This window comes from Thiothrix eikelboomii, assembly GCF_900167255.1.
Classification (GTDB): Bacteria; Pseudomonadota; Gammaproteobacteria; order Thiotrichales; family Thiotrichaceae; genus Thiolinea; species Thiolinea eikelboomii.
On the sequence record NZ_FUYB01000004.1, the window covers coordinates 37,591 to 61,462 of the forward strand.

The window sequence follows — 23,872 nt, forward strand, 5'->3', positions numbered from 1 at the left end:
GAGTAGTTATGGCGGGAGCAAGTCTGTTAGCTGTTATTGATGATATAGCGACTATTTTAGATGATGTTTCCGTCATGACTAAAGTCGCCGCCAAAAAAACGGCCGGGGTATTAGGCGATGATTTAGCCTTGAATGCACAGCAAGTGGCCGGAGTGAGCGCAGATCGTGAGCTGCCTGTCGTTTGGGCGGTGGCGAAAGGTTCTTTTTGGAATAAGGTCATTCTAGTGCCAGCGGCTTTAGGGATTAGTGCCGTTGCACCTTGGTTGATTACGCCTTTATTAATGATCGGCGGTGCTTATTTATGCTTTGAAGGGTTTGAGAAAATCTACCATAAGATTTTCCATCCCGCCGCTGAAGAGCAACATCATGCCATTGAGTTGCAAGCAGTGGCTGATCCGAAGGTGGACATGGTGGAGTTTGAGAAGGATAAAATTAAAGGTGCGATTCGCACGGATTTTATTCTCTCTGCAGAAATTATTGTGATTGCACTGGGGACTGTTCAAGATGCTCCCTTTAGTTCACAAGTGACGGTCGTGACTTTGATTGCGCTGATTATGACGGTTGGTGTGTATGGCCTAGTCGCTGGGATCGTGAAATTGGATGATGCGGGTCTGCGTTTAATCCAAGCTACAGCACAGCATGCTTGGGCTGGTTTTAAGCGGGCTTTAGGGCGTGGTTTATTAGCCTTTGCTCCTTGGCTGATGAAAACGCTCTCGATTGTGGGTACTTTAGCCATGTTTATGGTAGGCGGGAGTATTTTGGTACATGGTTTGCCACATTCCCATGAGTTTTTGGAAGGTGGGGCTGCTTTTGTGCGCCAAGTTCCGGGTATCGGTGAGTTTTTAGCAGCGATTACACCCACGGTATTAAGTACCCTAGTCGGGGTGATCGCGGGTGGTTTAGTTTTATTAGTCTGGACACCGATTAGTAAGCTGATTGGTAAATTAAAAGGGGCAAACTAACAACAGCCGCCCTTCGGATTTAATTCTTAACCTAACCCCAGCGCGCTACAATGAGTTTGCCGCCTGCTTGTTGCTCCATCAAGGTAGTGCGTGCACTGTAGCGAGTATCCACGAGATAACTAGGTTCTGAAGCATAAGTCACCACGGAGCTAGTGATTTTGCCGAGCTCATTGAATTCGACTGTGACTTCTTCGGAATAAGTATTGACGATATAGAGGCCGACACCTTCGACACTAGTCGCTGAGGAGGCATCCCGCACATCATCATAAGAACCTACCGCTAGCACGAGTTTACGAGTCCGCCCCGCACTGTCTTTGTCCACTTTTATGACGGTGACTGTATGATCAAATCGGCCATCACCGCTGTGATCAATAAAAATTAGATTACCTGCTGCGAGCTGATTCACGGGTAGTTCGGGTTTAGAGCTATCCCCACGATTGTCATAACTTGAATTCCAATCAAATAAACGAGTACAGGACTTGGCAACTTGGTTGGCACTAATTTCTGGATAATGCACATTCACCCCATACAGCATGGAATGTTCCGAGTCGAGCGCTTGTACCTTTAAAATTGCCCCATAACCGGGACGAGTAACGCGCAAACCCTGCGTTCTGAGTAACTGATCGGCGCGACTAAACAAGCCTCGAGTTTTATCACTAGTGGCAATAATCCATTTTTTTTCCGCCGCACCCCGTAACACCGGATGGGGCAATTGAATCAGTCGATCTTCAGCTAATTGTTTGCGGAATTGATCCATGAAGAAGAGGGCAATATTTTTGCAGTCGCCTTCTACGCGATTACGCTTCATCACTTCCCAATAAAAGCCAACAAATTGCCCAAAGGCATGGCGGATTTCTGGGCTAGCCCAAGTAAATACTTCAGCTGTACTACGAATAGTCAGAATCGGTAAACCTAAGCTACGGAAATTAGATAAATAGGCTAAAGGATCAGCCGCCTTAGCAGCAGGTGCGCGTAAATCCAACGCCACGACCGCTGTATCTAAGGCTTTTAAAACCACAGTATCTACGCTACCTGTCGTGGCTAAGCCGCGAGCAGCTTGAAAGTTCAGCAAGGCTTGCTCAGTGAGTTCGCCAAAACTACCATCACATAAAGCCTGTAAATAACCTAAGCGCCCTAAGGTATACTGTACTGCGACCACCCCTGTACCGATAGAACCACGTCCTAAACTTGCAGTGAGGCCTCTTGGAAAGGCCTTGGCTAAAGCACGATCCAGCAAATGGATACTCGGATTAGTGACGGGTAGGGTGGTCACTAACTCGCGAAGTGCCGCAACCATTCTACCGACCGGCGTTGGCGCGGTATTGCTGCCTAAATCCAAAGATAAAGACGAGCCATTCACATCAAAACGATCCAGCGCGGTAAAGAGATAAGTGAATTCACTGCCGCTGATTACACCATTTCGATTAAGATCTAAAGTCGTCCAATTCAAGCTAGTTAAGCGTGGCTCACGCCGCGCACGCTCAAGATTCAGGCTTTTATTGGCCATTTCTTGCAAAAAATCAGCCCGACTCAGTGTAGACATGGCTTGCTCCTAAGGCTTATCAAACAGTTCATTAGCTTAAGTGACTGGCCAATGACTTGCCAATTAAATGATATGACTGGCCAATTAAATGCTATTAAATAGGGCTTTAATTGCCATCCGGTTGTTGGATCAGGAAGGCACCATTAATATAATTGGCAGGGTTATTGGTTTGATGCATATCAAAGCCGCCGACAATAGCCTGACCAAAATTACCGACAAAATCACCACTAATCGACCCATTAACTGAACTGGTTTGTTGGTTAGCATGATTAATCAGCTGACCCTGTTGAAAATTGAGAGTTAAATCACCCGCACTAAGTTGCCCATCAAACTCTCCTTGCCAAGTATGGTCAGGTACTTCTGCGCTGATTTTACCTTGAGCGATTTTACCGCTATTAAAGTCGATATTCATTCCGACTTTGAGCTTGCTCACTTCACCCAAATTACTGTGTGCGGAGCTGGCGAGTAAATGATGATAGTGCGCAGAACCACTGCGTTGTTCTAAGATGGCTTTCGGTGTACCTTGATAGGAAATCCACATGAGTCCTTGTTGATTAGGTACTTCCTTGCCAGAGACGAGTTGGTAATTGGCCCAACGTCCCCATTGAACATCAAACTGGCTTAAAGGTTGACTATATTGTTGTACCTGCTGTGGGCGGGTAGTCAATATCTCACCTTTTACTTTGAGCAATGGCCTGCCTTCAGTATTCTGACTGGCTGAGCCTTTCACGACTTGCTGGCCTTTAATAATAATGGCCTGACGAGCGAGTGGTTTACCCACATCAGTGCCTCCATTTCCCCCACTGTTATCGGGTGGTAATTCTTCTTGTTTAGAGACAGTACGGGTTGGGTCAGTGGTTTCGTCTGAGGCTAGAGCCAGCGCTGTGCCATTGGCTTTAGGTTTGGGGGCTTTGCGCGTAAATATCGGGGGGGCTTCGGTTAATAACTCACATTGACCTTGCCGATTGACAAACGCAAAATTAGCCTGTTGCCCGATTCCTAAAGCGGTATTACAAGCGCCCGAATGGGTTTTAATGGTAATTCCCCCTTTCCATGCGGCTAAATACATGCCTTCTTTCGTTAGACTCACTTCATAAAACGTACCACGAATACCAATCGTCGCGGTCGGTGTTTTAAGTTGATAGTCGGATTTATTTTGTTTGCCAATCGCCCCAGAAATAGTCCTTAGGCCACCAGAGATTAGCTCCATAATCACACTACCGCGTTGGCCATCGGCTTTAAATTGGTATTCATGGAGACGCAACTCAGAGTTTTCGTAGAGATCAAGATAAGCATCGTCAATCATCCGAAATTGAGCGCTAGAGTCTTTACCAGAGCGAATCACATCGGTGCGATACACCGGGCTTAAACGTTTCAAAGCCTGTTTAGCACCCGAACGCTCTGCTTGAATACTGCCTTGTGCTAATAAGGTTTTACCTAAGGGCTCATGAGCAGTGCTAGTAGCCAAAGCCAGCGGAGAGCTTAATAAGAGGCATAATAAGCTATAATTTAATTTAGTTAACATCATTAACTCTCCTAGTCCTAAAACTGATGAGCAAGACCAAGTTTAACAAACGCTTTCTTTGAGTCATAAAGCTCTAAATTACTTAGGTTATCTATGTAGCCCGCATGAGTAAAGAGCGTTGTTTTATTCGTTAATTGCATTTGATGCGTCGCTTGTAAGGTCAGGCGTGTATCTTTGCGTTTAATTTTATAACTTAAATCCTCAGCTTGGTTGATCCGACGCTGAAGATTAATGCCAATTGAGCTACTGTGTTGGTCGTTCCAAGTGTGGTTTAAGCCATACCCTAAGCTTAGAACATCGCGGCTAAGATGGTTAAATTGAGTTTGGGCGGGTATTTCATGGCTAATAGCCACACCCCATTGCTGGCCTAAACGCCCTTGCCGAATTTGATATTGTTGGCTGAGTTGGATGGTTTGATTATTCTGGCTTTGATGACTCGTCTGCTGATAATTCGTCTGTGTCCAACTTAACCCGCTGAGCCAATTTTTATCGGTGGCGAGTTGATAGTTTAGGCTAGCGTCCAAAGCTTGGGAATAGTAATAGGCTTGATTATTTAATTGTAAGGCTTGTAAATTAAGACCCAGTTGATAGCGCTTAGCCCCGTCTATCCATAATTTGCCTGCCTGCAGACCTAGTTCTTGCGAATGATAAGCGCTCGCATGGGGATAATGTTTGTTACTCACATTACCATTGACGAACCACGCCTGTTGTGGGCTTGATACCCGATTATATCCCAACTGTGCACTCAATTCGCTAAAAATAGAGTCTTGTCGTACTGAGGCCTGATCAAGAATAACCTCACCAAAAATGGGTAGGTTAATGCTGGTATTGTTCAGCCCTAAGTTCACATTATTATCTTGTCCTAACGCGAAGCTCACTGAACCTTGCCAAGCACCAGAGCTAGCGATGGGTTTGGTTGCTAGTTGTTGAATTTGTGCTTGTACATTGCTACGCACGGGAGCAGGCAGCGGAAATTCAAGTGCATCTTTAAATTCACTGATAGCCGCCGATGGATTATTTAGAAGCAGATAAGTACGGGCTAATTCTAGGCGTGCCCTGACTAATTTCGGGTCATGGGTGACGGCGCGTTTCAAAGCCAATAAGGCATAATCAAGCTGTTGATTTTCTAAAGCAGCCAAACCATACAGATAATCAAAATAGGCATCACCTTCATATTGGTCATTCAGGGCTTTTGCTTGTTGCCAAGCACTTACATATTGGGCGCGGTCAATCGCTTGTTGCAGACTTTGAAACTCAGGCCGATTTGCTGCAAAACTGACTGGAGTATTCAAAAGGTTGAACATAAATAAAATCAGTAAATTTGAAAAATTTAGTTTATTTATGCCTAAAGTCATGCATTAGCCTCTCTCTTGTATCGGTTTCTGTACTAGTTTCTGTATCAGTATTTTCTGCCAACTACTTTACCATTCAGCCAGCGAGCGGTATAAGCCCTCAGTGAAAGCTTACCGTTTTACCCTGACAGTTTGACTAAGCTTATGCAGGTCTTGACTCAAGTACGACCCACTAAGTTCAAAACCAGTGAATAACTAACAGTTTCAGGCTTTTTAGCCTATTAAGCCACACAATCAATAAGTATTTGTAATGGTTAAATTTTGGCGTCGTTGGCGCGAGTTTTATATTAGCTTAGCAGGGCTGGTTATCCTCATCAGTGCCTGCTTGTTGTATTTAGGTCATCTAAGTTTTATGCCGATCGTGTTTCAGCGGATGGAGGCGCTCGCTTATGATCTAAGAATGCGGCTGACAGCATCGGCGCTAGTGCATAAAAACCCACCGATTTTAATCGTCGATATTGACGAACGCAGTTTACAGTTTGAGGGGCAATGGCCTTGGTCACGTTATAAATTAGCCAGTTTGATTGAGCGCTTGCATGCGGCCGGGGCGGCAGTGATTGCTTTAGATATGACCTTTCCTGAGCCAGAACGGCATCCGCTAGATGAAATTCGACAGCGACTGGGCGATAAGCTGCCGATTGGACAAAACCTATTAGCCCATTATCAACAATTGGATGCGGATCAGCACCTCGCTGATACGCTGCGCGGTAAAACGGTCATTTTGGGTTATCTTTTCCATCAAACCGATAGTTTTCAAAAAGGTGAGTTAGCGTCCATTCCTATCGACGGACCAGTTCAGGCGGGTACTGAGCCTAGCAGTTTAGTGATGCAGGGCTATACTGCAAATTTAACTCAATTAACTAAGGCTGCGGTTCAGACAGGCTTTTTGAATATTTTTCCTGATGATGATGGTGTAATTCGCTCAGCGCCCTTAGTACTTGAGTGGCAGCAACAACTCTATCCAAGTCTTGCTGTGCAAACGGTGCGCGAGTATTTAGCAGACGAACAACCCCTCAAGCTGAGTACTGCTCAAGTAGGGCAGGTCAGTGTTATCACGCATCTGGCGTTTGCGGGTAAAACTTTGCGGACTGATCCGACCGGACAAATAGCGATTCCTTTTTTGGGTAAGGCCGGGCAATTTCAGTCTTTTTCTGCAACTGAGTTATTGCAATCGCCACTGCCCACTGTATTTACGGATGCGATTGTATTGATCGGTACTTCGGCTAAGGGGTTGGCCGATTTACGTTCCACCCCGTTTCAGCCCGGCTTCCCCGGAGTAGAGGCACAGGCGACTTTAATCTATGCCTTATTGCATCCTGAATTAATCCCTATCACCCCCGAATGGTTGGATGCGCTGGTGATAGTAGAGTTACTCTGCTTAGGGCTGGCGATGCTGTGGCTTTATCCCTATTTGCAACCTTATGGCATGTTGGTGTTCGGTGGGGCTTTAACGGTCTTGGTGATGGGTTTGAATACTTGGCTTTGGACTTATCAGCACCTGAATACCCCGTTGCTACCGCCGTTATTCTTAGTGCTTGCATTAAGTCTATTTTTTGGCCTAGAGCGCCTGATTAAAGAATATCGGCAGCGGCAACGGATTCAAACTATGTTTGGGCAATATGTACCCGCTGAGCATATTGATCAACTCTTAGCGAATACTAAGCTCAAAGCCAGTATGGAGAGTGAGCGGCGAGAAATGACCGTATTATTTTCCGATATTCGTCAGTTTACACCCTTAGCCGAGCAGCTATCGACCACCCAAGTACAACAGTTTTTGAATGCTTATTTAACCCCCCTGACTTCAATTATTTTTCAGCATCAAGGTACGGTTGATAAATATGTAGGCGATATGATTATGGCGTTTTGGAATGCGCCCTTACCAGATCCTGCACATGCTGAACACGCTGTACTTGCCGCTTTAGCTATGCAACGTTCTTTAGCAGGGATGCAGCCACAATTTGCTGAGCTAGGCTTGCAACAAGAGGTGAGGGCAGGGATAGGGGTTCATAGCGGCGAGATGACGGTCGGTGATATGGGATCAGCGTATCGGCGTGCTTATACGGTGTTGGGGGATGCAGTAAATTTAGCCTCACGCTTACAAGAGCTGACTAAATACTATCAAGTTTATACCTTAGTCAGTTTAGAGACGGTGCAATTATGCCCTAGCTTAGCCTTTAGAGTGCTGGATCATGTCAGGGTAAGGGGGCGGCAAGAATCCGTGAAGATTTTTCAGCCTTTGGGTTTAAGCAGTGCATTGAGTGCGATGGAGCATCTGCACTTGGCGCAACACAATGCGGCTTTGCAGGCTTATTTTGTAGGCGACTGGTGGACAGCTAAACATAGTCTTGAAACCCTAGCAGATCAGCACTTAAGCCACTATTACGCCTTGATTTTACAGCGCATGCAAGCAAGCGCTTATCAAGCCCCGAGTACTTGGGATGGGATCATTAATTTAGCGGATCACTAACTCCAAAGGCTTTTGCTAGTCGTCATTGAAAGCGTTACCATGCTTGATTCCAGATAATATTCACAAAAATGGGGCCTCGCTTATGTTACCTCCACGTCCGTCTGGAGTGATCGCTTTAGCAGCAGACACTGATACCGGCGGAGCTTTAGCTCGTTTAACTGCCCTTGAGGGTTTATCGCGTGCGGTGTTAGTCGGCATTATTCCGTTGATCGCATTTGAAGCTTTAGGTAGTAAAGAGGCCGTCGCACAAACTTACTTAATCGCCGCGATGATTACTTTATTTATCACCCTGAATTTTAGTCGCTTAGAAAAAATCCTGCAGCGGCGTTGGGTATTAAGCTTGGGCGGTGTTCTACTGATTGCTTCTTCGATTTTAATTTATAAAGGCAATGATTGGGGATTTGCCCTTGGGGTGGGTTTACGTTCGGCTGCTGCTTCGATTTTTACGGTGTGTATTTCACTGTATGTCATGGATTATATTAAAAAACTCGAATTTGCCCGCACGGAATCGCGACGTATGTTGTATAACGGTGTGGCTTGGTTATTAGGGCCGTTGGTCGGTATTTGGCTATGGAATCACGGCTGGCCGTTTAGCGCGTTTTTAGTCTCCATTTTAGCTGCTGTTATTATGCTGGCTTATTTTTGGCATTTACGTTTGGGGACTAATCCGGTGTTAGTCGCCGCTAAACCCCGTAAGCCTATTCATCCTTTAACATTGTTACCGCATTTCTTTAGGCAAAAATTCCTACGGATTTCGTATTTAATTACCTTAGGGCGGGCGATTTTTTGGGTGCTGCTTTATATTTATGGTCCGATTTATGCTATTGAGGCTGGCTTGCCTAATTGGGTAGGGGCTGCTTTATTATCAGTCGGTTGTGCGATGTTGTTTTTTAGCCCGTGGGTACGTGCTTTAGCCGAACGTTTCCATACCAAAAATATCTTGATTGTGGGTTTAAGTCTGTGTGGTGGCTCGATGTTGATGCTCGGGGTGTTAGGTGATGCTCAAAAGCTAGGCTTATTATTTTGGTGGACAGGTGCTTGGGGGGCTTCAATGGTCGATGTGCTGGGTAATATTCCTTTTATGCGTACCGTCAAACCGTATGAGCGCACTGAAATGACGATGGTATTTTCCACTTGGCGTGAAATGTCTGAGTTGGTCACGCCCCTAGTGATTGCGATTATTTTATTGATACTGCCTTTTTATGCTGTTTATTATGTTTTTGGTGGGCTGTTATTGCTGATTGCTTTATATGCACGGGCTTTACCGAACCGAGTTTAGGCAAGTTGTGTATAAAAGATGTTGTTTTTTTACATCAATGTCGGTTTTTGCACTAAACTTAAACTATTGTTTTGTTTATGGAGCGGATAGGGGGCATGAATCGGGTCACGCAAAGTCTGCAAGTGAGTGTAGTTTGGGGTTGCTTAATGCTGGGAAGCGGTTGTAGTTCAACCCCTCAGGAAGTAACCGGTGTTCCAGAAATTCAAGGAGTCTGGCGGCATTCAGAGGGACGGCTGCCCCATGTTGAACCCTCTTTGACCTTTGAGTTTCAACGTAATCAATTTCGTGTGAGTGGGTACCCTGATATTTATGCGCGGGGACAGTATAGTTTCGAAGCTCTGCCTCAGGGTGCTTATCAGTTAAGCTTACGCCCAGAAGAAAGTCGCGGCTTTGAAATGAGTAAGCTCCAAATTCAAACAACAGGTGGTCGTATTCTGTTCATTGATCACAAAATGTATCGGCGAATTCTGCGCCATTAGTGGGGCATAGTCCATACAGGCCAGCTGAGCTTGTTGAGGTAAGGATCAAGCTTGACCTCAACAATAGACTCACTGATTCCTAAGGTTTTAAACTCCGCTTATTTCAGCTGACGAATCGCATCAGCTAAGATATTAAACATCTGATCAATTTCGGATTTTTCTGCAATAAACGGTGGAGCTAGAGAGATATTATTACCGCCGTACCGTACATATAAACCCTGCTGCCAACAATATTCAAACACCTCCCGGGGGCGAATCGTGCCATCGCCATTGCGGGCCGCTAATTGAATCGCTCCGGCCAAACCGCAATTGCGTAAATCCTCCAAATGCGGCAAGCCTTTAAGTTGATGTAAGGCATTTTCAAAATAAGGGATTAAATCATTCACTTTGGCTTCGATCTGTTCACTATCGTAAAGCTGCATCGCTGCAATCCCCGCCGCACAGGCCACAGGATGCGCGGAATAGGTATAACCATGCGGAAATTCAATGGCATGCAAGGGTAAATTTGCTTCCATGAAGGCATTATAAATTTTCTCATGTGCAATCACTGCACCTTGGGGAATGGCTGCATTAGTTAAACCTTTAGCAACATTGATCATATCCGGCATGACCTCAAAGGTTTGTGACCCAAAGCATTGGCCAGTCCGGTAGAAGCCCGTGATCACTTCATCGAAAATCAGCAGGATATTATGCTTCGTGCAGATTTCACGTAAACGTTTGAGATAACCTTGTGGTGGTACAATCACCCCACCCGAGCCTGCGAACGGTTCGACAATCACCGCAGCGATATTACTCGCATCATTTAAAGCAACGATTTCCTCTAATTCATCGGCTAAATGTGCGCCGTAGGTGGGCAAGCCACGACTGAAGGCATTTTCCGCTAGCCAAGTATGATTGAGATGGTCGGCATCTAGCAGATTACCGTAGAGTTTACGGTTTGAGCCAATACCGCCCACGCTCAAACCACCAAAATTCACCCCATGATAGCCTTTGCCACGACCAATGAAACGGGTCTTAGTGGGTTGCCCGACCATTCGCCAATAAGCCCGTGCCATTTTTAAAGCCGTATCCGCTGCTTCAGAGCCAGAGCAGGTAAAAAATACTTTGTTTAAACCGATGGGCGTTTTTTCTATCAGGCGGTTTGCGAGTTCAAAGCTGAGTTCATGTCCGACTTGGAAGCCCGGTGAATAATCTAAACGCCCCATTTGCTCAGCCACTGCTTGGGTGATTTCTGTGCGGGTATGCCCTAAGCCACAGCACCATAGGCCGGATAGGCTATCAAATAATTTGCGACCGTGTTGATCGTAAAGATAAGCCCCTTCGGCGCGACTAATCAGATAGGGATTTTGCTTAAATTGGCGATTGGCCGTGAATGGCATCCAATGCGCATCGAGAGAGGGGGTGTGCTTCACAATCAGGCTCCTGTAGTGTTATGCCTGCAGGCTATCAAACCCTTAGGGGGCTTGGCAACTTAGTCACGAGTTAGTTGGTAACCCTGACTAAGCTGTGCCAGAATGCACGCATTCGTTTGATTTTAAGGCTGGTTTGAGAATGTCCGAATCTAATTTATTTTTACGTAGGCTGGCTGAAAAGCGCTTTTTATTAGCAGACGGTGCAACCGGCACGAATTTATTCAGTATGGGGTTAATGACCGGGGATGCCCCTGAGTTGTGGAATACTGAATATCCCGAGCGGATTGCTGTCCATTATCGCAGCTTTGTGGAGGCAGGTTCCGATATTATTCTGACTAATACCTTCGGTGGCAACCGTCGCCGCTTAGTGCTGCATCAAGCCCAAGATCGAGTGCATGAATTGAATACGGCGGCTGTACGTATTTTGCAAGCGGAAATTGCTCAAGCCGGGCGCGAGATTGTAATCGGTGGTTCGATTGGACCTACTGGGGATATTTTAGAGCCGAATGGTCCATTGTCGATAGCAGAAGCCGCTGCTATTTTTGAAGAGCAAGCCCGTGCTTTAGCCGAGGCCGGAGTCGATGTTTTATGGCTGGAAACTTTATCCTCTCGTGAGGAAGTCGAAGCTGCGGTATTAGGAGCAGGGCGGGTCGGTTTGCCGATAGTGAATACCTTAAGTATTGATACCAATGGCCGCACGATGATGGGCTTGACCGCAGCGGATATTATTAATCTGCAACCCAATTTAAATCCGCATCCGATTGCCTGTGGGACGAATTGTGGCGTAGGCGCGTCTGAAGTGGTGGCGGCAGTGTTGAATTTCTTTAATGCGTCGGGTGAGGAGCAAGAGCCAATCATTATCGCTAAAGCCAACTGCGGTATTCCTGAATATGTCGATGGCAAGATTGTCTATAACGGTACGCCCGAGCTGATGGCGCGTTATGTGGAATTAGCGATGGATGCAGGGGCGCGGATTATTGGCGGTTGCTGTGGCACTAGTCCTGAGCATATTAAAGCGATGCGTGCGGCGATGGATGCGCATGTCCCCCAAGCAAAGCCGAGTTTAGAAGTGATCTTGCGCGATTTGGGTACGGTGTCGAAAGGCGCACAAGCACAATTGGCGGGTGATTTAAGTGTGGAGGGTGGGTCTTTAGGCGGCGGTGGAGTGCGTAAACGTTCGCGGCGTGCTTAAGTGGTTTGTAACAACTGAGCTTAACTTGAGGCATCAAATAATTACCTGCTCTACAACAGTGGGTGATTGCTAGCTGTACCTGCAATGAGACGTTTTTATGACCCTTAGCCCCAATACAATCAAACATACCACCTGCTACGAATGTGATGCAAATTGCGCCTTTACCGTGACTTTGAACGCACAACAAGAAGCGATAGCCGTGGAAGGCTTGCCGAATTGCCCACGTGGACAGAGGCAGTTGGAACGTCAGTATCATCCTGAGCGTTTGTTGTATCCTTTGAAGCGTGTTGGTGCAAAAGGTGCAGGACAGTTTGAGCGGATTTCTTGGGATGAGGCACTGGATACCCTTGTTGCAGAGCTGAATAAGGCTAAAGCAACATACGGTGCACCGGCGGTGGGTTTTTTTGCAGGTTATACCAAAGAGGCACGCCCACAATTGCAACGTTTGGCGCATGCCTTTGGCAGCCCAAATTACCTTACTGAGTCCGGCTGCTGTTTCTCGGCGACGATGGTCGCAGAAAAGCTCACTTACGGTTATAAACTCAAAACCACGTCTACGGTGGAGTCGCCTAAGACTCGATGCGTGTTGGTTTGGTCGACTAATGCCGCTGGCTCGATTCCACCCTTTGAAAATCATCACCTCGCCAAAAAGAAAAAACAGCGCAAAATGATCGTGGTCGATCCGCGCCGTACCGAAACTGCTGAGTTAGCCGATATTCACTTGCAAATTCGCCCCGGTACCGACGGAGCCTTGGCGCTTGGTTTTCATCATTTAATTTTTGAAAATGGCTGGCAGGATCAGGCATTTTTGGATGAGTGGGCGAATGGTTTGGCGACCTTTCGTGACTATATTCGTGAATTTACTCCGAGTCGGGTAGCAGACATTTGTGGGATTCACGAGGCCGATTTACGCGCTGCGGTGGCGATGTTTGCGACCCAGTTACCTTCACAAATCGCAATGTCACCCACCTCCACAGTGCAGCATAGTAATGGTTTCCAAAACCATCGGGCGATGATTTTGCTCTCAGCCGTGCTTGGGATGATTGACCGCGAGGGAGGGAATCGCTTTTTTAATGATAAAGTATTGCCTAAACCAATTGAGCTATTCGATGTCTGCGTGAACGAATTGCCGCCTCGGATTGGCGATGAGATCTTCCCGATTTGGACGAAATATTGGCCTGCAGGGCAAAGTATGCTCATGCCTGATTGCATTCTCGAAGGTAAGCCACAGCCCCTGCGTGCCTTGCTGGCGATGGGGATTAATACCGCGATGTGGGCAAATTCTAAACGTATGGAACAGGCTCTAGGTAGGCTGAATTTCTTCGCTGTCTCCGATTTTTTTCATAATCCCGCGACCTTACAAGCCGATCTGGTGTTACCTGCTGCAACAAGCTTAGAGCGCCCGGCTTTAATTGCTTATCCGGGCTGTGCTTATCAGGGGGAGGTTAAATATCGTCAGCAAGCCTTAGCTCCACGTGGCGAAGCCAAACCAGATGGGCAAATTTTCCTCGAACTCGGCGTGCGTTTAGGTATGGCAGAACAATTCTGGAACGGTGATTTAGAAGCTTCATGGGCAGAAATGGCAGAAGGCTTACCCGATTCTGTGCGCCAAGCAGCCTATGAAAATCCTGAAGGGGTAACGGTTTACAGCCCTATTATTGAAGAGTTAGTTGAGCGTGGCTTTTTGGATGCTGACCGTCAATGGCGGATCAATGGTTTTAAGACGGTGACAGGCAAAATAGAATTCGATTCAGTGGAGCTGAAGCAACAAGGTTATGAGGGTTTACCGATTTATCGTGAACCTGCTGAAAGTCCGAGGTCTACCCCAGAATTATTGGCTGATTTTCCATTAGTATTAACTTCGGGTGGGCGGCAGAAATACTTTACGCATTCTCAGCAACATAATGTTGCCGCATTGCTTCAATTTGATCCTTATCCACGGGTGCAGATTCACCCACAGGATGCAGCTAAGCGTCAGATTCAAAACGGTGATACGGTAGAAATCAGTTCACGGCGTGGCCAAGTTGTATTTCGTGCAGAGGTGACCGACAAGATGAAGCCCGGTGTTGTGCATGCTTTCCACGGCTGGAATAGTGCGAATATTAATGAACTAACGGATGATCAAAGCCTTGATCCCATTAGTGGTTTTCCACCCTTTAAATCCTTGTTATGTCAGCTTAAGAAAGTGTCGGTATAGCAGGCCGACTATTGTAAGATAGCTAAAATTTTATATCGGTAGGCTGCAGTAGCTACTCAGTCTGCAGGCTCAACGAGGGAGCAAGTTCATGAATGCAAAAGAGCAAGACATTATCTTAAAAGCACGCCGCCAAGCCGAAGAGCGAGCTAAAGGCTATCGTGAGCAAGCCTTAAAGCTGTATCCTTGGGTGTGCGGACGCTGTGCACGCGAGTTTAATCATAGCAATTTGCGAGAGTTAACCGTGCATCACCGTGACCATGATCACGATAATAATCCATCTGATGGTAGTAATTGGGAATTACTATGCTTGTATTGCCATGATTATGAACATCAAAAACTGACCGAAGCTGCCTACGGTGGCTCAGCAGGCACGACTGGGCCAGCTGAGGCCAAGTATAATCCATTTGCGGATTTGAAGGCGAAAATGCAGAGGAAATAGGCCTATAGCATTTGCTCATAGCCTAATGCCCTAGTTTCACCAATCAATCATTAAGGGTTAGTAATTAAAATATCCATATAAGTTGAGTCACACTGATGGTTGGCGCCTTTTGCATTAACTTTAAAATATAATTTATGGCCTACGGCCATCTTCAGCGATAGTGCTTGCGTATGACCTTCTGTCCAGCTATTTGCGAATGCACCTGCAGCTTTGAGTGATGCATTTTTGTAAATTTGCCATGAAGCACCATCACCGCAAAAACCATTAGCATCCGAGACTCTGACTAATATTTTGATCGTACCGGAAATAGGGCTGGTCCAACGGACAACGGCCTCTTGTGTCGGTGATGGATGCAACATTGCAATACCAGCAAAGTAGGTTCCGCCACTAACCGGTAGGTCACTAGGTGCAAGAAATACACTGGGTGTAACGCTACCGTTCAGCCATCCATGCAGAGTCGTTCCAGAGTAATTGTTGGTGTAAGTATTGAATGGGATATAACCAGAAGGGCTGGTATTGCCGTTAGGGGTATACATGAGTGTCCATACATTGTTAGGTCCGAAAGAACTTGCACTTGAACTCATCATTATGTCTCTGGATAAATTCCATGACTTCGCAGGTGCTGCCCATGCAGAATCAGCCAGCGAACAGGCTAATACGGCGCTCAGCAGTGTTGTTTTCAGTGCTAAGTGTTGGGTGTTGAAGGTATTCATGCTGCGTCCCCTATAATCATTTAACGAGTTTGGATCGTGATCAACTATTGAGTTCGATCCTAGCTTTAGTTTAAACCCGATGACCTCAGTTAAAAATGAGGCATAAGTTCTAGAACTTTCGGCCTATATGCCTGATTTTTAATTATTTCGGATACAGCAATAAGTAAATTTTTTCTAGTAAGTTATTTATTTTTATTGGTTTTTGTACTAAGCAGTAGGGTTGTAGTTGCGCTAACAGTGACTCTGCATGAACTTGGGTATCGCCTGTGAGTATGAGAACTGGAAGCGGCTGTTGTAGGTAGTGGCGCAACCATACGGCTGCTATTGTGCCTGTTTGCGCTTCAGGTAAACGATAGTCTGTCAGTAAGGCATCAAACTTTTCATTCGGATGTGTTTTGATATAGCTTTGGAGTGCAGCGAAATTTGCCAAGCTAACCATCTGTATACCCAATGATTGCAGCTCATGGCTAAATAACTCACGCAATTCAGCATCATCCTCTACATACAATAGGCGTGTTCCTCTAAGCGCGGCGTATAGATTTCTTTGCAACTGAGCCTGAGGTAGTGTAGCTATCGTATAGGTATTAGGGGGCGCATCCGCTTTCTTACAATAAATACGAAAAATTGTGCCTTTGCCTAAAGCTGAAACCAGTTGGATTCTTGTATCAGTTAGTGCAGCCAGCCTTTGTACAATAGACAAACCCAAACCGACACCTTTGCCAGTATCACGATTACGCTCAGAATTATTCAATTGATAAAAATCTTGAAATATTCGGCTATGCTCGACGGTATCTATGCCTATGCCAGAATCTCTAATCTCGATACATTCACGCTGTGGGCGGTATGCAACCCACACGCCACCGTGTTCGGTATATTGAATAGCGTTATGAATCAAGTTTCCCAAGATGCGTAGGAGTAACTCAGCATCGTGTGACACAAAAGCATGAGTAGGCTTGACGTGTAGCCAAATATTTTTGTGCGTTGCCATTTCACCATACTGTGTAGCTAGTGTATGAAAGGTGTGTGCTAAGTTAATGGCTTGGCTGTTTACTTGTATCTTGCCTGACTCTATGTGTGAAATATCAAGTACACGATTGAATAAATTGCGAATGCTGTGCAAATTACCAACAATTTTCTCAATCACCTGTCGGTCATGAGCTACCAGTTGTGTGGAGCGTAGCAAGCTTTCACTCAGCAAACTAATGGCTTGTAATGGTTGGCGTGCATCATGGCTAGCAGAAGTGAAAAAATACGATTTTGCTAGATTAGCCTGCTCTGCTTGTTCTTTTGCTAGGTTTAACGCTTGACTCAATTTTTCTAATTGAATCTTTTGCTCAATTTGGTTAATAAAAGCCTGCCTTTGTAGTTGAGCGAAAGATAAAACCGCGATGATCAATAATAGTAAAAATACCGCAATGGCCACATCACCTGCATCTTGTGGTTGATAAGCAAAAAATAACAATAGCGGGATAATTAAGGTAAGATTAGCAATCAAAATTGAGGCTGGACACATGAACACATTGAGCACTAAGCCCATATAAAACAAGATCATCCCTAACACACTCGGACTATTGAGGCCGTCATAACTAGTCGCTAGTGTTCGCATACCAATCCCAGCTACCGCTAGACTTTGTGCAACACTAATAAGTAAAGCCAGCCCCATATAGTTAGGCAGTTCAATTAAATTTGTGGTTGTACTTGCCAATTGTGGCATGATTTTGATAGCCAAAAGGTGGTAATACAAAGCCACCAGAACCCAAAAAACTAATAAGCCCAAGTAGATTGGCTCATGTTGTACAAAGTCGTAATAATACCAATAAAAGCAACTAGCTACGATGCTAGTAACCAGCGATAAAATCGAATCTTTATACTGGGCGATCACTACTATTTGAAGTACACCTTCACCTGCTACTCCCCAACAAGCGAGTTGGCACCATTTGTGCCAAATTTGAGTGAGTGTAATACTTATAAAAACCACTCCCGTGTTTTGCTCAAGGCTTCGCTGCGACTCTTAACGCCTAATCGTTCATACAAAATAAACAGATGGTTTTTAACTGTCCCTAGGGCTAGGCCATATTCTCGAGCTATCATTTTATTCGGCAGCCCAGCGTGCAAGGCACGAAGCATATCTAGCTGACGTGAGGTTAATTCGATGTTGTTCGGAGGACTTAACTCATTCTGTGTAGGCTGAAGTCGTTGTTTAGAGTAAACCACATCTACAGGTAACAGAGGGGCATCTGCTTGATTATTCGCAGTATCGAGCGCAGTCCGCACATAATTGAGCAATTCGTCTGCATCATTTGATTTGTATGCTACGGCAAACACACCCATGTGAATTAATTGATGATAGGTGACTGATGATGCTAGTTCTGAATAAATGATGACTGGATGCGGTGAGGCTAAATCCAATAGTGTTTGAACTGAATCCAAGCCATTCATTCCTGGCATACGCAAATCCAGAATAATCACAGCAGTTTGGGAATCGGCGTGCTCTTGCCATTCAGTCAAGCAGTGTGCTGTTTGTACAAAATTACTGGAAAACTCAAATACGAGTTGAGCAAACGAGCGTGATAACAACTGTTGTATGGCGTCGCGCATTAAGGAGTGATCATCTGCCAGCAGAATTTTCCTCGGTTGCATACTCTGTATCATCAGTATAAGTATAATGTAATTATAGTTGTTTTATTAAGGCAGGGTGCATGCCCATAAAAATGATGCTAGATTAATCGGTTGTTTGAGTGCTAGTGCTTGCCAGCGATGTTTACAGAGTAAAAAACAGAAGTGATTTATAAAAGGAAAGCAACCCGCCATTTCAAAAGAAATAGCGGGCAAACTAAACGATGACTAATTAATACCGATAATGATCAGCTTTATACGGCCCATCTACCGAAACATTAATATATTTCGCTTGATAGTCAGTTAGTTGCGTGAGTTGTGCATTCAATTTCCGCAATTGTAAACGCGCCACTTTCTCATCTAAATGCTTAGGCAAGGTGTAAACATCAATCGGATATTTGCCAGAATCACGTTCAGTCCATAGTTCAATTTGTGCAATGGTTTGATTGGCAAAAGATGAGGACATGACATAAGAAGGGTGACCCGTACCACAACCTAAATTCACTAAGCGGCCCTGAGCTAAGAGAATAATACGCTTACCATCTGGGAAGATAATATGATCAACTTGGGGTTTGATCTCATCCCATTCGTATTGTTCGAGGCTGGCGACATCAATTTCATTATCGAAGTGCCCGATATTGCAGACAATGGCTTGGTCTTTCATTGTTGCCATGTGGTCGTGGGTGATCACATGGAAATTACCTGTTGCAGTGACAAAAATATCAGCTTTATCTGCCGCATAATCCATAGTCACTACACGATAACCTTCCATCGCAGCTTGCAGTGCACAGATTGGATCAATCTCTGTAACCCAAACTTGGGCCGATAAAGCCCGTAAGGCTTGTGCAGAGCCTTTGCCTACATCGCCGTAACCTGCTACCACGGCAATCTTGCCTGCAACCATCACATCAGTGGCGCGCTTAATGCCATCCACTAAGGACTCACGGCAGCCATACAGATTATCGAATTTAGATTTAGTAACCGAGTCATTCACATTGATCGCTGGGAATTTCAGTTCGCCACGGGCATGCATTTGATACAAACGATGGACGCCAGTCGTGGTTTCTTCAGTCACACCCCGAATGGCGGCTAAGTTTTTGCTATACCAACCTGGTTGCTCTTCCACCCGGCGACGAATTGCTGCATAGAGATAAGTTTCTTCTTCAGACGTTGGGTTAGCGACGATACTCAGATCTTTTTCCGCACGTGCACCGAGGTGTAAGAGCAAGGTTGCATCGCCACCGTCATCCAAAATCATATTGGGTGTGCCACCATCCGCCCATTCGAAGATTTTATGGGTGTAGTCCCAATACTCTTCCAAAGTTTCGCCTTTGTAAGCAAAAACAGGAGTGCCTGCTGCTGCAATCGCCGCTGCCGCATGATCTTGCGTGGAGAAAATATTGCAAGATGCCCAGCGCACATCAGCCCCGAGCGCTTTTAAAGTTTCAATCAGTACCGCAGTTTGGATGGTCATGTGTAAAGAACCCGCCACCCGTGCACCTTTCAGTGGTTGGCTAGCGGCATATTCTTCACGGATCGCCATTAAACCCGGCATTTCGGTTTCAGCGATTTTGATTTCTTTACGACCCCAATCCGCGAGGGCCATATCAGCAACAATATAATCGTGGAGGGTATTTGCTTTCGCGTTCATCATTCAATCTCCGAATGTTTACTTTGAATTGAATGAGCGCAGTTAATCATTGAGTGATTGCCTGAGCCTAGCGGTTAGCCGATTAAACAGGCTAACCGTTGCAGCGCTCCTCAGGCTGAGGACGACCTTACAGACCTGCAGCAGAGCGTAACGCCGCTGCTTTATCGGTACGTTCCCAAGGTAGATCTAAGTCTTCACGCCCGAAATGACCATAGCTTGCAGTTGGACGATAGATCGGACGTAATAGATCGAGCATTTTGGTAATGCCATAAGGGCGTAAGTCGAAATGCTCCCGCACTAAGTTAGTGATCAGCTTATGATCAACCTTGTTAGTCCCGAAGGTTTCAACCGTGATCGAAGTGGGTTGTGCCACACCAATCGCGTAAGAAACTTGGATTTCGCAACGATCCGCTAAACCTGCTGCGACGATATTTTTTGCGACATAACGGCCTGCATAAGCCGCTGAGCGGTCAACTTTAGAAGGGTCTTTACCGGAGAAAGCACCACCGCCGTGCCGCGCCATGCCACCGTAACTATCGACGATAATCTTCCGACCTGTTAAGCCACAATCACCCACAGGGCCACCGATCACGAAATTACCAGTCGGGTTGATATGGAATTTGGTATCTTTGTGCAACCATTCAGTGGGTAGCACGGGGAAAATCACCTGTTCTAAGACCGCAACTCGTAAATCGTCTAAGCTGATCTCGGGGCTGTGTTGGGTCGATAAAACCACGGCATCAATCGCGACGATTTTATCATTTTCATAGCGAACGGTGACTTGTGATTTGGCATCAGGACGTAACCAAGGCAGAGTACCATTTTTACGTACTTCGGCTTGGTGTTTGACCATGCGATGGGCAAAGGTTAAAGCGGCTGGCATTAAAACTTCAGTTTCATTGCTGGCATAACCGAACATTAAACCTTGGTCGCCAGCACCTTGATCTTCTGGTTTAGCACGGTCTACGCCCATCGCGATGTCGGGTGACTGCTTACCGAGGGCATTGATGACCGCACAGGTATGACCGTCAAAGCCAATTTCTGAATTATTGTAGCCAATGTCATTCACCACACCACGCACAATATTTTCGTAATCAATTTCTGCTGTGGTCGTGATTTCACCTGCGAGTACCACCATGCCTGTTTTGGTCAGGGTTTCGCAAGCAACACGTGCATATTTATCTTTAGCCAGAATCGCATCCAGAATCGCATCGGAAATCTGGTCGCACATTTTGTCGGGATGACCTTCTGATACAGACTCAGAGGTGAATAAGTACGCCTCAGTCATTATCAATCTCCTAAATCAATCTATTAATGATGACTGAGCGCCGTTGTTACTTAAATTGTCCTTCAACTGTCTGAGCCTGGCAGGAAAACCTGTCGCAACGCTCCTCAGCAGTCGAGCTTTTTGAGGCTAGTCAGTACTCGCTCAAAAATGGCCTGCAAGCATAACTGAAACTCAAAGCAGATGCATCTGCTTTTGATCGTTCAAATGGCTCAACTAATGGCTGAGCTGGTTTCGGAAAGTTTAATAGAAACCGCTCAACGGTACTTGTGAGCAGACTAGCCTTCAGTTTAAGCTTAATTATCTTATTTGATTTGTTAATAATTTAAAATTATAACTAATGCGCTAAGCTTCGCTCTGCGTCCTTTCGTCAAAAGCTTATTGAAGAGTGTCAACTTCATGAAGAAACATCAACTTGCGCAAATTATATGCGGCTTAACGACCTCGGCTGTTCTTTGCTCGTTACCGCTCACCATCGCCGCTCAAGAACAAGGCAGAAGTTATGGTTTGGGGCATCCTTTCCAATTACAAGAGTTACCTAAAAGCCCGTTAAAAGATAAATTAAATACTTATCCAGTAAAAAACGGGAAAAAGCTAAAGCTTGGTTGGATAGCATCCAATTTCATGACCGCGATTTGCCCTTTATGCGTGTAGATGATGAGGGGGGGATTTATATTGCTGATCCTATCGAACCAAATGCGACGGTGAGTGGTGCTGCGCGTAGTTCGATGTTAGCGGCTGACCTACCCGCTGGAGTTGATGTTTTTAAATTGCACAGTAATCCGGGTGCAGCGAATGTGGTTTATTTGGATTTTGATGGGCATGTCATCACTGGAACTGCATGGAATAACTCCACGAACCCTAGTTTCACGGCTCGCCCTTATGATCTAGACGCTAATCCGAGTAGTTTTAGCGAGACTGAAAAAGCCAATATCGCTGAGGTTTGGCGGCGAGTTGCTGAAGATTATGCCCCTTTCAATATTGATGTCACCACTGAATTGCCAGCTAGCTTCGGGGCGAAAACAGGGCGGCTGTTAATCACGGCCAATGTGGATGCGAATGGGTTGGATATGCCTGCAAAGACTTCGGGCGGTGTTGCTTATGTGAATGTATGGGGTTCAACGAATTATCCTTATTATTCCCCCGCTTTGGTTTATTACAATCAAGTTGGTGGCCCAGATAATATTGCGGAAGCGGCCTCACATGAATTGGGGCATAACTTAGGCCTATCGCATGATGGCACGAGTACTTCTAGCTATTACACTGGACATGGTACGGATTTTACCAGTTGGGCGCCGATTATGGGGGCGGGTTACTATAAACACATGACACAATGGAGCAAGGGTGAGTATCTCTCTGCTAACCAAACTCAAGATGATCTTGCCCTCATTAACGCTAAGCTGACGACTCGGTTTGATGACCATAGCAATACCCGTATGGGAGCAACGCCCTTAACCGTGGATACTAACGGTCATATCTTTTCAGCGACACCTGCGACTAATCCACTCGATTTATCAAGAGTCAATAAAGGTGTGATTGAAACCAGCGCTGATATTGATGTGTTTAGCTTTAGCTCAGGTGCAGGTACGGTAGTTTTACAAGCAACACCTTTGCGGGAGTTAACAGCGGAGCGTGGCGGTAATCTAGATATTTCGCTGAATCTTTATGATGCAACCGGTAATTTACTCAGTAGCAGTAATCCAGCAGATGAAACCGATGCCGGGATTACGCTCAATTTGCCAGCAGGTACTTACTATCTATCGGTAGAGGGTATAGGCAGCGCTAATTATAGTGATTACGGAAGTTTAGGGCAGTATTTTATTGAAGGTGTCCTACCTCTAGCCGAGCCAGATACCACTGCTCCCAATCCAGATCCGCTGACTTGGGCGCTTGCACCGGAGGCTAGCAGTCGGTCAAGTATTCAAATGACAGCCACTACAGCCACTGATGATAGCGGTCAGGTAGAGTATTATTTTGCGTGTACCTCTGGTGGCGTGGGCTGTGTCGATAGTGGTTGGGTCAGTTCAGCTCATTTTGCCTTGACAGGCTTAGCCGCTGATACTGCGTATAGCTTTACGGTAAAAGCGCGTGATCCAGCCGGCAATATGACAGCCAGTACCGCTGCAGCCACTGCCACTACTTTAGCCAATCAAGCACCTGTTGCGAATACGGATACGGCGACAGTCGTGAATAATAGCCGTGTTCTGGTTAATGTTTTAGCGAACGATACCGATCCAGATGCTGATCCTTTAAGTGTAACCACGGTGACTCAAGCGACTCATGGTCTCGTCAGCTTCACGGCAACTGGAGTGACTTATCAACCTGCGAGTGGCTTTGTAGGCACTGACAGCTTTACTTATACCCTCAGTGATGGCTTGGGTGGTAGTGCGAGTGCAACTGTGACCGTCAATGTTACCGAAGCCCCCTTGGTGACGTTAAACCGTGCACCGGTAGCAGTGGCTGATTCCATTAAAGTGGTATTAGGGCAAACTATAACCATTCCTGTTTTGAATAATGACTATGATCCTGATGGTGATACCCTAAGTATTAGCTCAGTCACACAAGGTAGCCGTGGCTATGCCACTATTACCAATCAAGTTTTGACCTATAAGCCTAAGCGCACGGGGAATGATACGCTAAGCTACACGATTAGCGATGGGCGCGGCGGAAAAGCCACCGCTAAAGTGTATGTCAGTATTGTGCGCAATTAGTTGAGTTTACATTGTTCCACTCCAGGCTAGTCTGCCTGACTCTGATCAA

At 45.8% G+C, this 23,872-nt stretch carries 18 protein-coding genes and 2 riboswitches; of the genes, 9 read left to right on the forward strand and 9 right to left on the reverse strand.

What is annotated here, in order from left to right; translation table 11 throughout:
• The first annotated feature begins 8 nt into the window (after positions 1-8).
• Complete coding sequence (locus tag B5D50_RS05995; protein WP_078921682.1) at positions 9-962, forward strand: DUF808 domain-containing protein; 954 nt, start codon at positions 9-11, stop codon at positions 960-962.
• A 31-nt stretch (positions 963-993) separates the two neighbouring features.
• Here B5D50_RS05995 and B5D50_RS06000 read toward each other — a convergent pair whose 3' ends face one another.
• The 3 genes from B5D50_RS06000 to B5D50_RS06010 form a co-directional block, all read right to left on the reverse strand.
• Complete coding sequence (locus B5D50_RS06000) at positions 994-2,505, reverse strand: peptidoglycan-binding domain-containing protein (protein WP_078921683.1); 1,512 nt, start codon at positions 2,503-2,505, stop codon at positions 994-996.
• A 106-nt stretch (positions 2,506-2,611) separates the two neighbouring features.
• Positions 2,612-4,033 (reverse strand): FecR family protein, encoded by a 1,422-nt coding sequence (locus B5D50_RS06005; protein ID WP_078921684.1) that lies wholly within the window; start codon positions 4,031-4,033, stop codon positions 2,612-2,614.
• A 14-nt stretch (positions 4,034-4,047) separates the two neighbouring features.
• The gene (locus tag B5D50_RS06010) at positions 4,048-5,334 is read right to left on the reverse strand and encodes a surface lipoprotein assembly modifier (RefSeq protein ID WP_159448586.1); all 1,287 of its coding nucleotides are present in this window, start codon (positions 5,332-5,334) and stop codon (positions 4,048-4,050) included.
• A gap of 298 nt (positions 5,335-5,632) precedes the next feature.
• Here B5D50_RS06010 and B5D50_RS06015 point away from each other — a divergent pair, with 298 nt between their 5' ends.
• From B5D50_RS06015 to B5D50_RS06025, 3 genes are all read left to right on the forward strand, one after another.
• Positions 5,633-7,849, forward strand: a complete 2,217-nt coding sequence (locus tag B5D50_RS06015) for a CHASE2 domain-containing protein (RefSeq protein ID WP_078921686.1) — start codon at positions 5,633-5,635, stop codon at positions 7,847-7,849.
• An 82-nt stretch (positions 7,850-7,931) separates the two neighbouring features.
• Positions 7,932-9,128 carry an MFS transporter gene (locus B5D50_RS06020; RefSeq protein WP_078921687.1) on the forward strand — a complete coding sequence of 399 codons (1,197 nt, stop codon included), beginning with the start codon at positions 7,932-7,934 and terminating at the stop codon, positions 9,126-9,128.
• A gap of 95 nt (positions 9,129-9,223) precedes the next feature.
• Positions 9,224-9,607 carry a hypothetical protein gene (locus B5D50_RS06025; protein ID WP_078921688.1) on the forward strand — a complete coding sequence of 128 codons (384 nt, stop codon included), beginning with the start codon at positions 9,224-9,226 and terminating at the stop codon, positions 9,605-9,607.
• Between the two features lie 98 nt (positions 9,608-9,705).
• On the opposite strand, the gene B5D50_RS06030 is transcribed toward B5D50_RS06025, so the two are convergent.
• A complete protein-coding gene (locus B5D50_RS06030; RefSeq protein WP_200807041.1) occupies positions 9,706-11,019 on the reverse strand; it encodes an omega-aminotransferase AptA in 1,314 nt (437 codons plus the stop codon).
• Positions 11,020-11,158: 139 nt separating this feature from the next.
• On the opposite strand from B5D50_RS06030, the gene bmt reads away from it, so the two are divergent.
• The 3 genes from bmt (at position 11,159) to B5D50_RS06045 (ending at position 14,847) form a co-directional block, all read left to right on the forward strand.
• Complete coding sequence (bmt, locus tag B5D50_RS06035) at positions 11,159-12,211, forward strand: betaine--homocysteine S-methyltransferase (protein ID WP_078921689.1); 1,053 nt, start codon at positions 11,159-11,161, stop codon at positions 12,209-12,211.
• Between the two features lie 97 nt (positions 12,212-12,308).
• Complete coding sequence (locus tag B5D50_RS06040; protein WP_078921690.1) at positions 12,309-14,408, forward strand: molybdopterin-containing oxidoreductase family protein; 2,100 nt, start codon at positions 12,309-12,311, stop codon at positions 14,406-14,408.
• An 88-nt stretch (positions 14,409-14,496) separates the two neighbouring features.
• Positions 14,497-14,847 (forward strand): YajD family HNH nuclease, encoded by a 351-nt coding sequence (locus B5D50_RS06045; RefSeq protein ID WP_078921691.1) that lies wholly within the window; start codon positions 14,497-14,499, stop codon positions 14,845-14,847.
• 50 nt (positions 14,848-14,897) lie between these two features.
• Here the strand turns inward: B5D50_RS06045 and B5D50_RS20040 are convergent, their stop codons facing one another.
• From B5D50_RS20040 to metK, 5 genes are all read right to left on the reverse strand, one after another.
• Positions 14,898-15,560, reverse strand: a complete 663-nt coding sequence (locus B5D50_RS20040) for a hypothetical protein (protein ID WP_143594270.1) — start codon at positions 15,558-15,560, stop codon at positions 14,898-14,900.
• A 142-nt stretch (positions 15,561-15,702) separates the two neighbouring features.
• A complete protein-coding gene (locus tag B5D50_RS06060; protein WP_143594271.1) occupies positions 15,703-17,274 on the reverse strand; it encodes an ATP-binding response regulator in 1,572 nt (523 codons plus the stop codon).
• Between the two features lie 251 nt (positions 17,275-17,525).
• Entirely contained in the window at positions 17,526-18,200 is a 675-nt protein-coding gene (locus tag B5D50_RS06065) for a response regulator (protein WP_159448587.1), read from the reverse strand.
• A 208-nt stretch (positions 18,201-18,408) separates the two neighbouring features.
• A complete protein-coding gene (ahcY, locus tag B5D50_RS06070) occupies positions 18,409-19,830 on the reverse strand; it encodes an adenosylhomocysteinase (RefSeq protein ID WP_407701245.1) in 1,422 nt (473 codons plus the stop codon).
• 24 nt (positions 19,831-19,854) lie between these two features.
• Positions 19,855-19,945: riboswitch (S-adenosyl-L-homocysteine riboswitch) on the reverse strand.
• A 9-nt stretch (positions 19,946-19,954) separates the two neighbouring features.
• Complete coding sequence (gene metK / locus B5D50_RS06075) at positions 19,955-21,115, reverse strand: methionine adenosyltransferase (RefSeq protein ID WP_078921697.1); 1,161 nt, start codon at positions 21,113-21,115, stop codon at positions 19,955-19,957.
• Positions 21,116-21,143: 28 nt separating this feature from the next.
• Positions 21,144-21,227: riboswitch (S-adenosyl-L-homocysteine riboswitch) on the reverse strand.
• A gap of 284 nt (positions 21,228-21,511) precedes the next feature.
• Here metK and B5D50_RS06080 point away from each other — a divergent pair.
• Together B5D50_RS06080 and B5D50_RS06085 are read left to right on the forward strand one after the other, a co-directional pair.
• Positions 21,512-21,766 carry a hypothetical protein gene (locus B5D50_RS06080; protein ID WP_078921698.1) on the forward strand — a complete coding sequence of 85 codons (255 nt, stop codon included), beginning with the start codon at positions 21,512-21,514 and terminating at the stop codon, positions 21,764-21,766.
• Entirely contained in the window at positions 21,757-23,823 is a 2,067-nt protein-coding gene (locus tag B5D50_RS06085; protein ID WP_078921699.1) for an Ig-like domain-containing protein, read from the forward strand. Before B5D50_RS06080 ends, B5D50_RS06085 begins: the two co-directional genes overlap by 10 nt.
• The last annotated feature ends 49 nt before the right edge of the window (positions 23,824-23,872 follow it).

Excerpts from the sequence above, each read along its gene's own strand:
- B5D50_RS06085 (WP_078921699.1), top strand. The coding sequence starts at position 21,757 with ATGCGTGTAGATGATGAGGGGGGGATTTATATTGCTGATCCTATCGAA.
- B5D50_RS05995 (WP_078921682.1), top strand. The coding sequence starts at position 9 with ATGGCGGGAGCAAGTCTGTTAGCTGTTATTGATGATATAGCGACTATT.
- B5D50_RS06015 (WP_078921686.1), top strand. The coding sequence starts at position 5,633 with ATGGTTAAATTTTGGCGTCGTTGGCGCGAGTTTTATATTAGCTTAGCA.
- B5D50_RS06020 (WP_078921687.1), top strand. The coding sequence starts at position 7,932 with ATGTTACCTCCACGTCCGTCTGGAGTGATCGCTTTAGCAGCAGACACT.
- B5D50_RS06000 (WP_078921683.1), bottom strand. The coding sequence starts at position 2,505 with ATGTCTACACTGAGTCGGGCTGATTTTTTGCAAGAAATGGCCAATAAA.
- metK (WP_078921697.1), bottom strand. The coding sequence starts at position 21,115 with ATGACTGAGGCGTACTTATTCACCTCTGAGTCTGTATCAGAAGGTCAT.
- B5D50_RS20040 (WP_143594270.1), bottom strand. The coding sequence starts at position 15,560 with ATGAATACCTTCAACACCCAACACTTAGCACTGAAAACAACACTGCTG.
- B5D50_RS06010 (WP_159448586.1), bottom strand. The coding sequence starts at position 5,334 with ATGTTCAACCTTTTGAATACTCCAGTCAGTTTTGCAGCAAATCGGCCT.
- B5D50_RS06060 (WP_143594271.1), bottom strand. The coding sequence starts at position 17,274 with ATGCCACAATTGGCAAGTACAACCACAAATTTAATTGAACTGCCTAAC.
- ahcY (WP_407701245.1), bottom strand. The coding sequence starts at position 19,830 with ATGATGAACGCGAAAGCAAATACCCTCCACGATTATATTGTTGCTGAT.
- B5D50_RS06080 (WP_078921698.1), top strand. The coding sequence starts at position 21,512 with ATGAAGAAACATCAACTTGCGCAAATTATATGCGGCTTAACGACCTCG.
- bmt (WP_078921689.1), top strand. The coding sequence starts at position 11,159 with ATGTCCGAATCTAATTTATTTTTACGTAGGCTGGCTGAAAAGCGCTTT.
- B5D50_RS06040 (WP_078921690.1), top strand. The coding sequence starts at position 12,309 with ATGACCCTTAGCCCCAATACAATCAAACATACCACCTGCTACGAATGT.
- B5D50_RS06065 (WP_159448587.1), bottom strand. The coding sequence starts at position 18,200 with ATGCAACCGAGGAAAATTCTGCTGGCAGATGATCACTCCTTAATGCGC.
- B5D50_RS06025 (WP_078921688.1), top strand. The coding sequence starts at position 9,224 with ATGAATCGGGTCACGCAAAGTCTGCAAGTGAGTGTAGTTTGGGGTTGC.
- B5D50_RS06045 (WP_078921691.1), top strand. The coding sequence starts at position 14,497 with ATGAATGCAAAAGAGCAAGACATTATCTTAAAAGCACGCCGCCAAGCC.
- B5D50_RS06005 (WP_078921684.1), bottom strand. The coding sequence starts at position 4,033 with ATGATGTTAACTAAATTAAATTATAGCTTATTATGCCTCTTATTAAGC.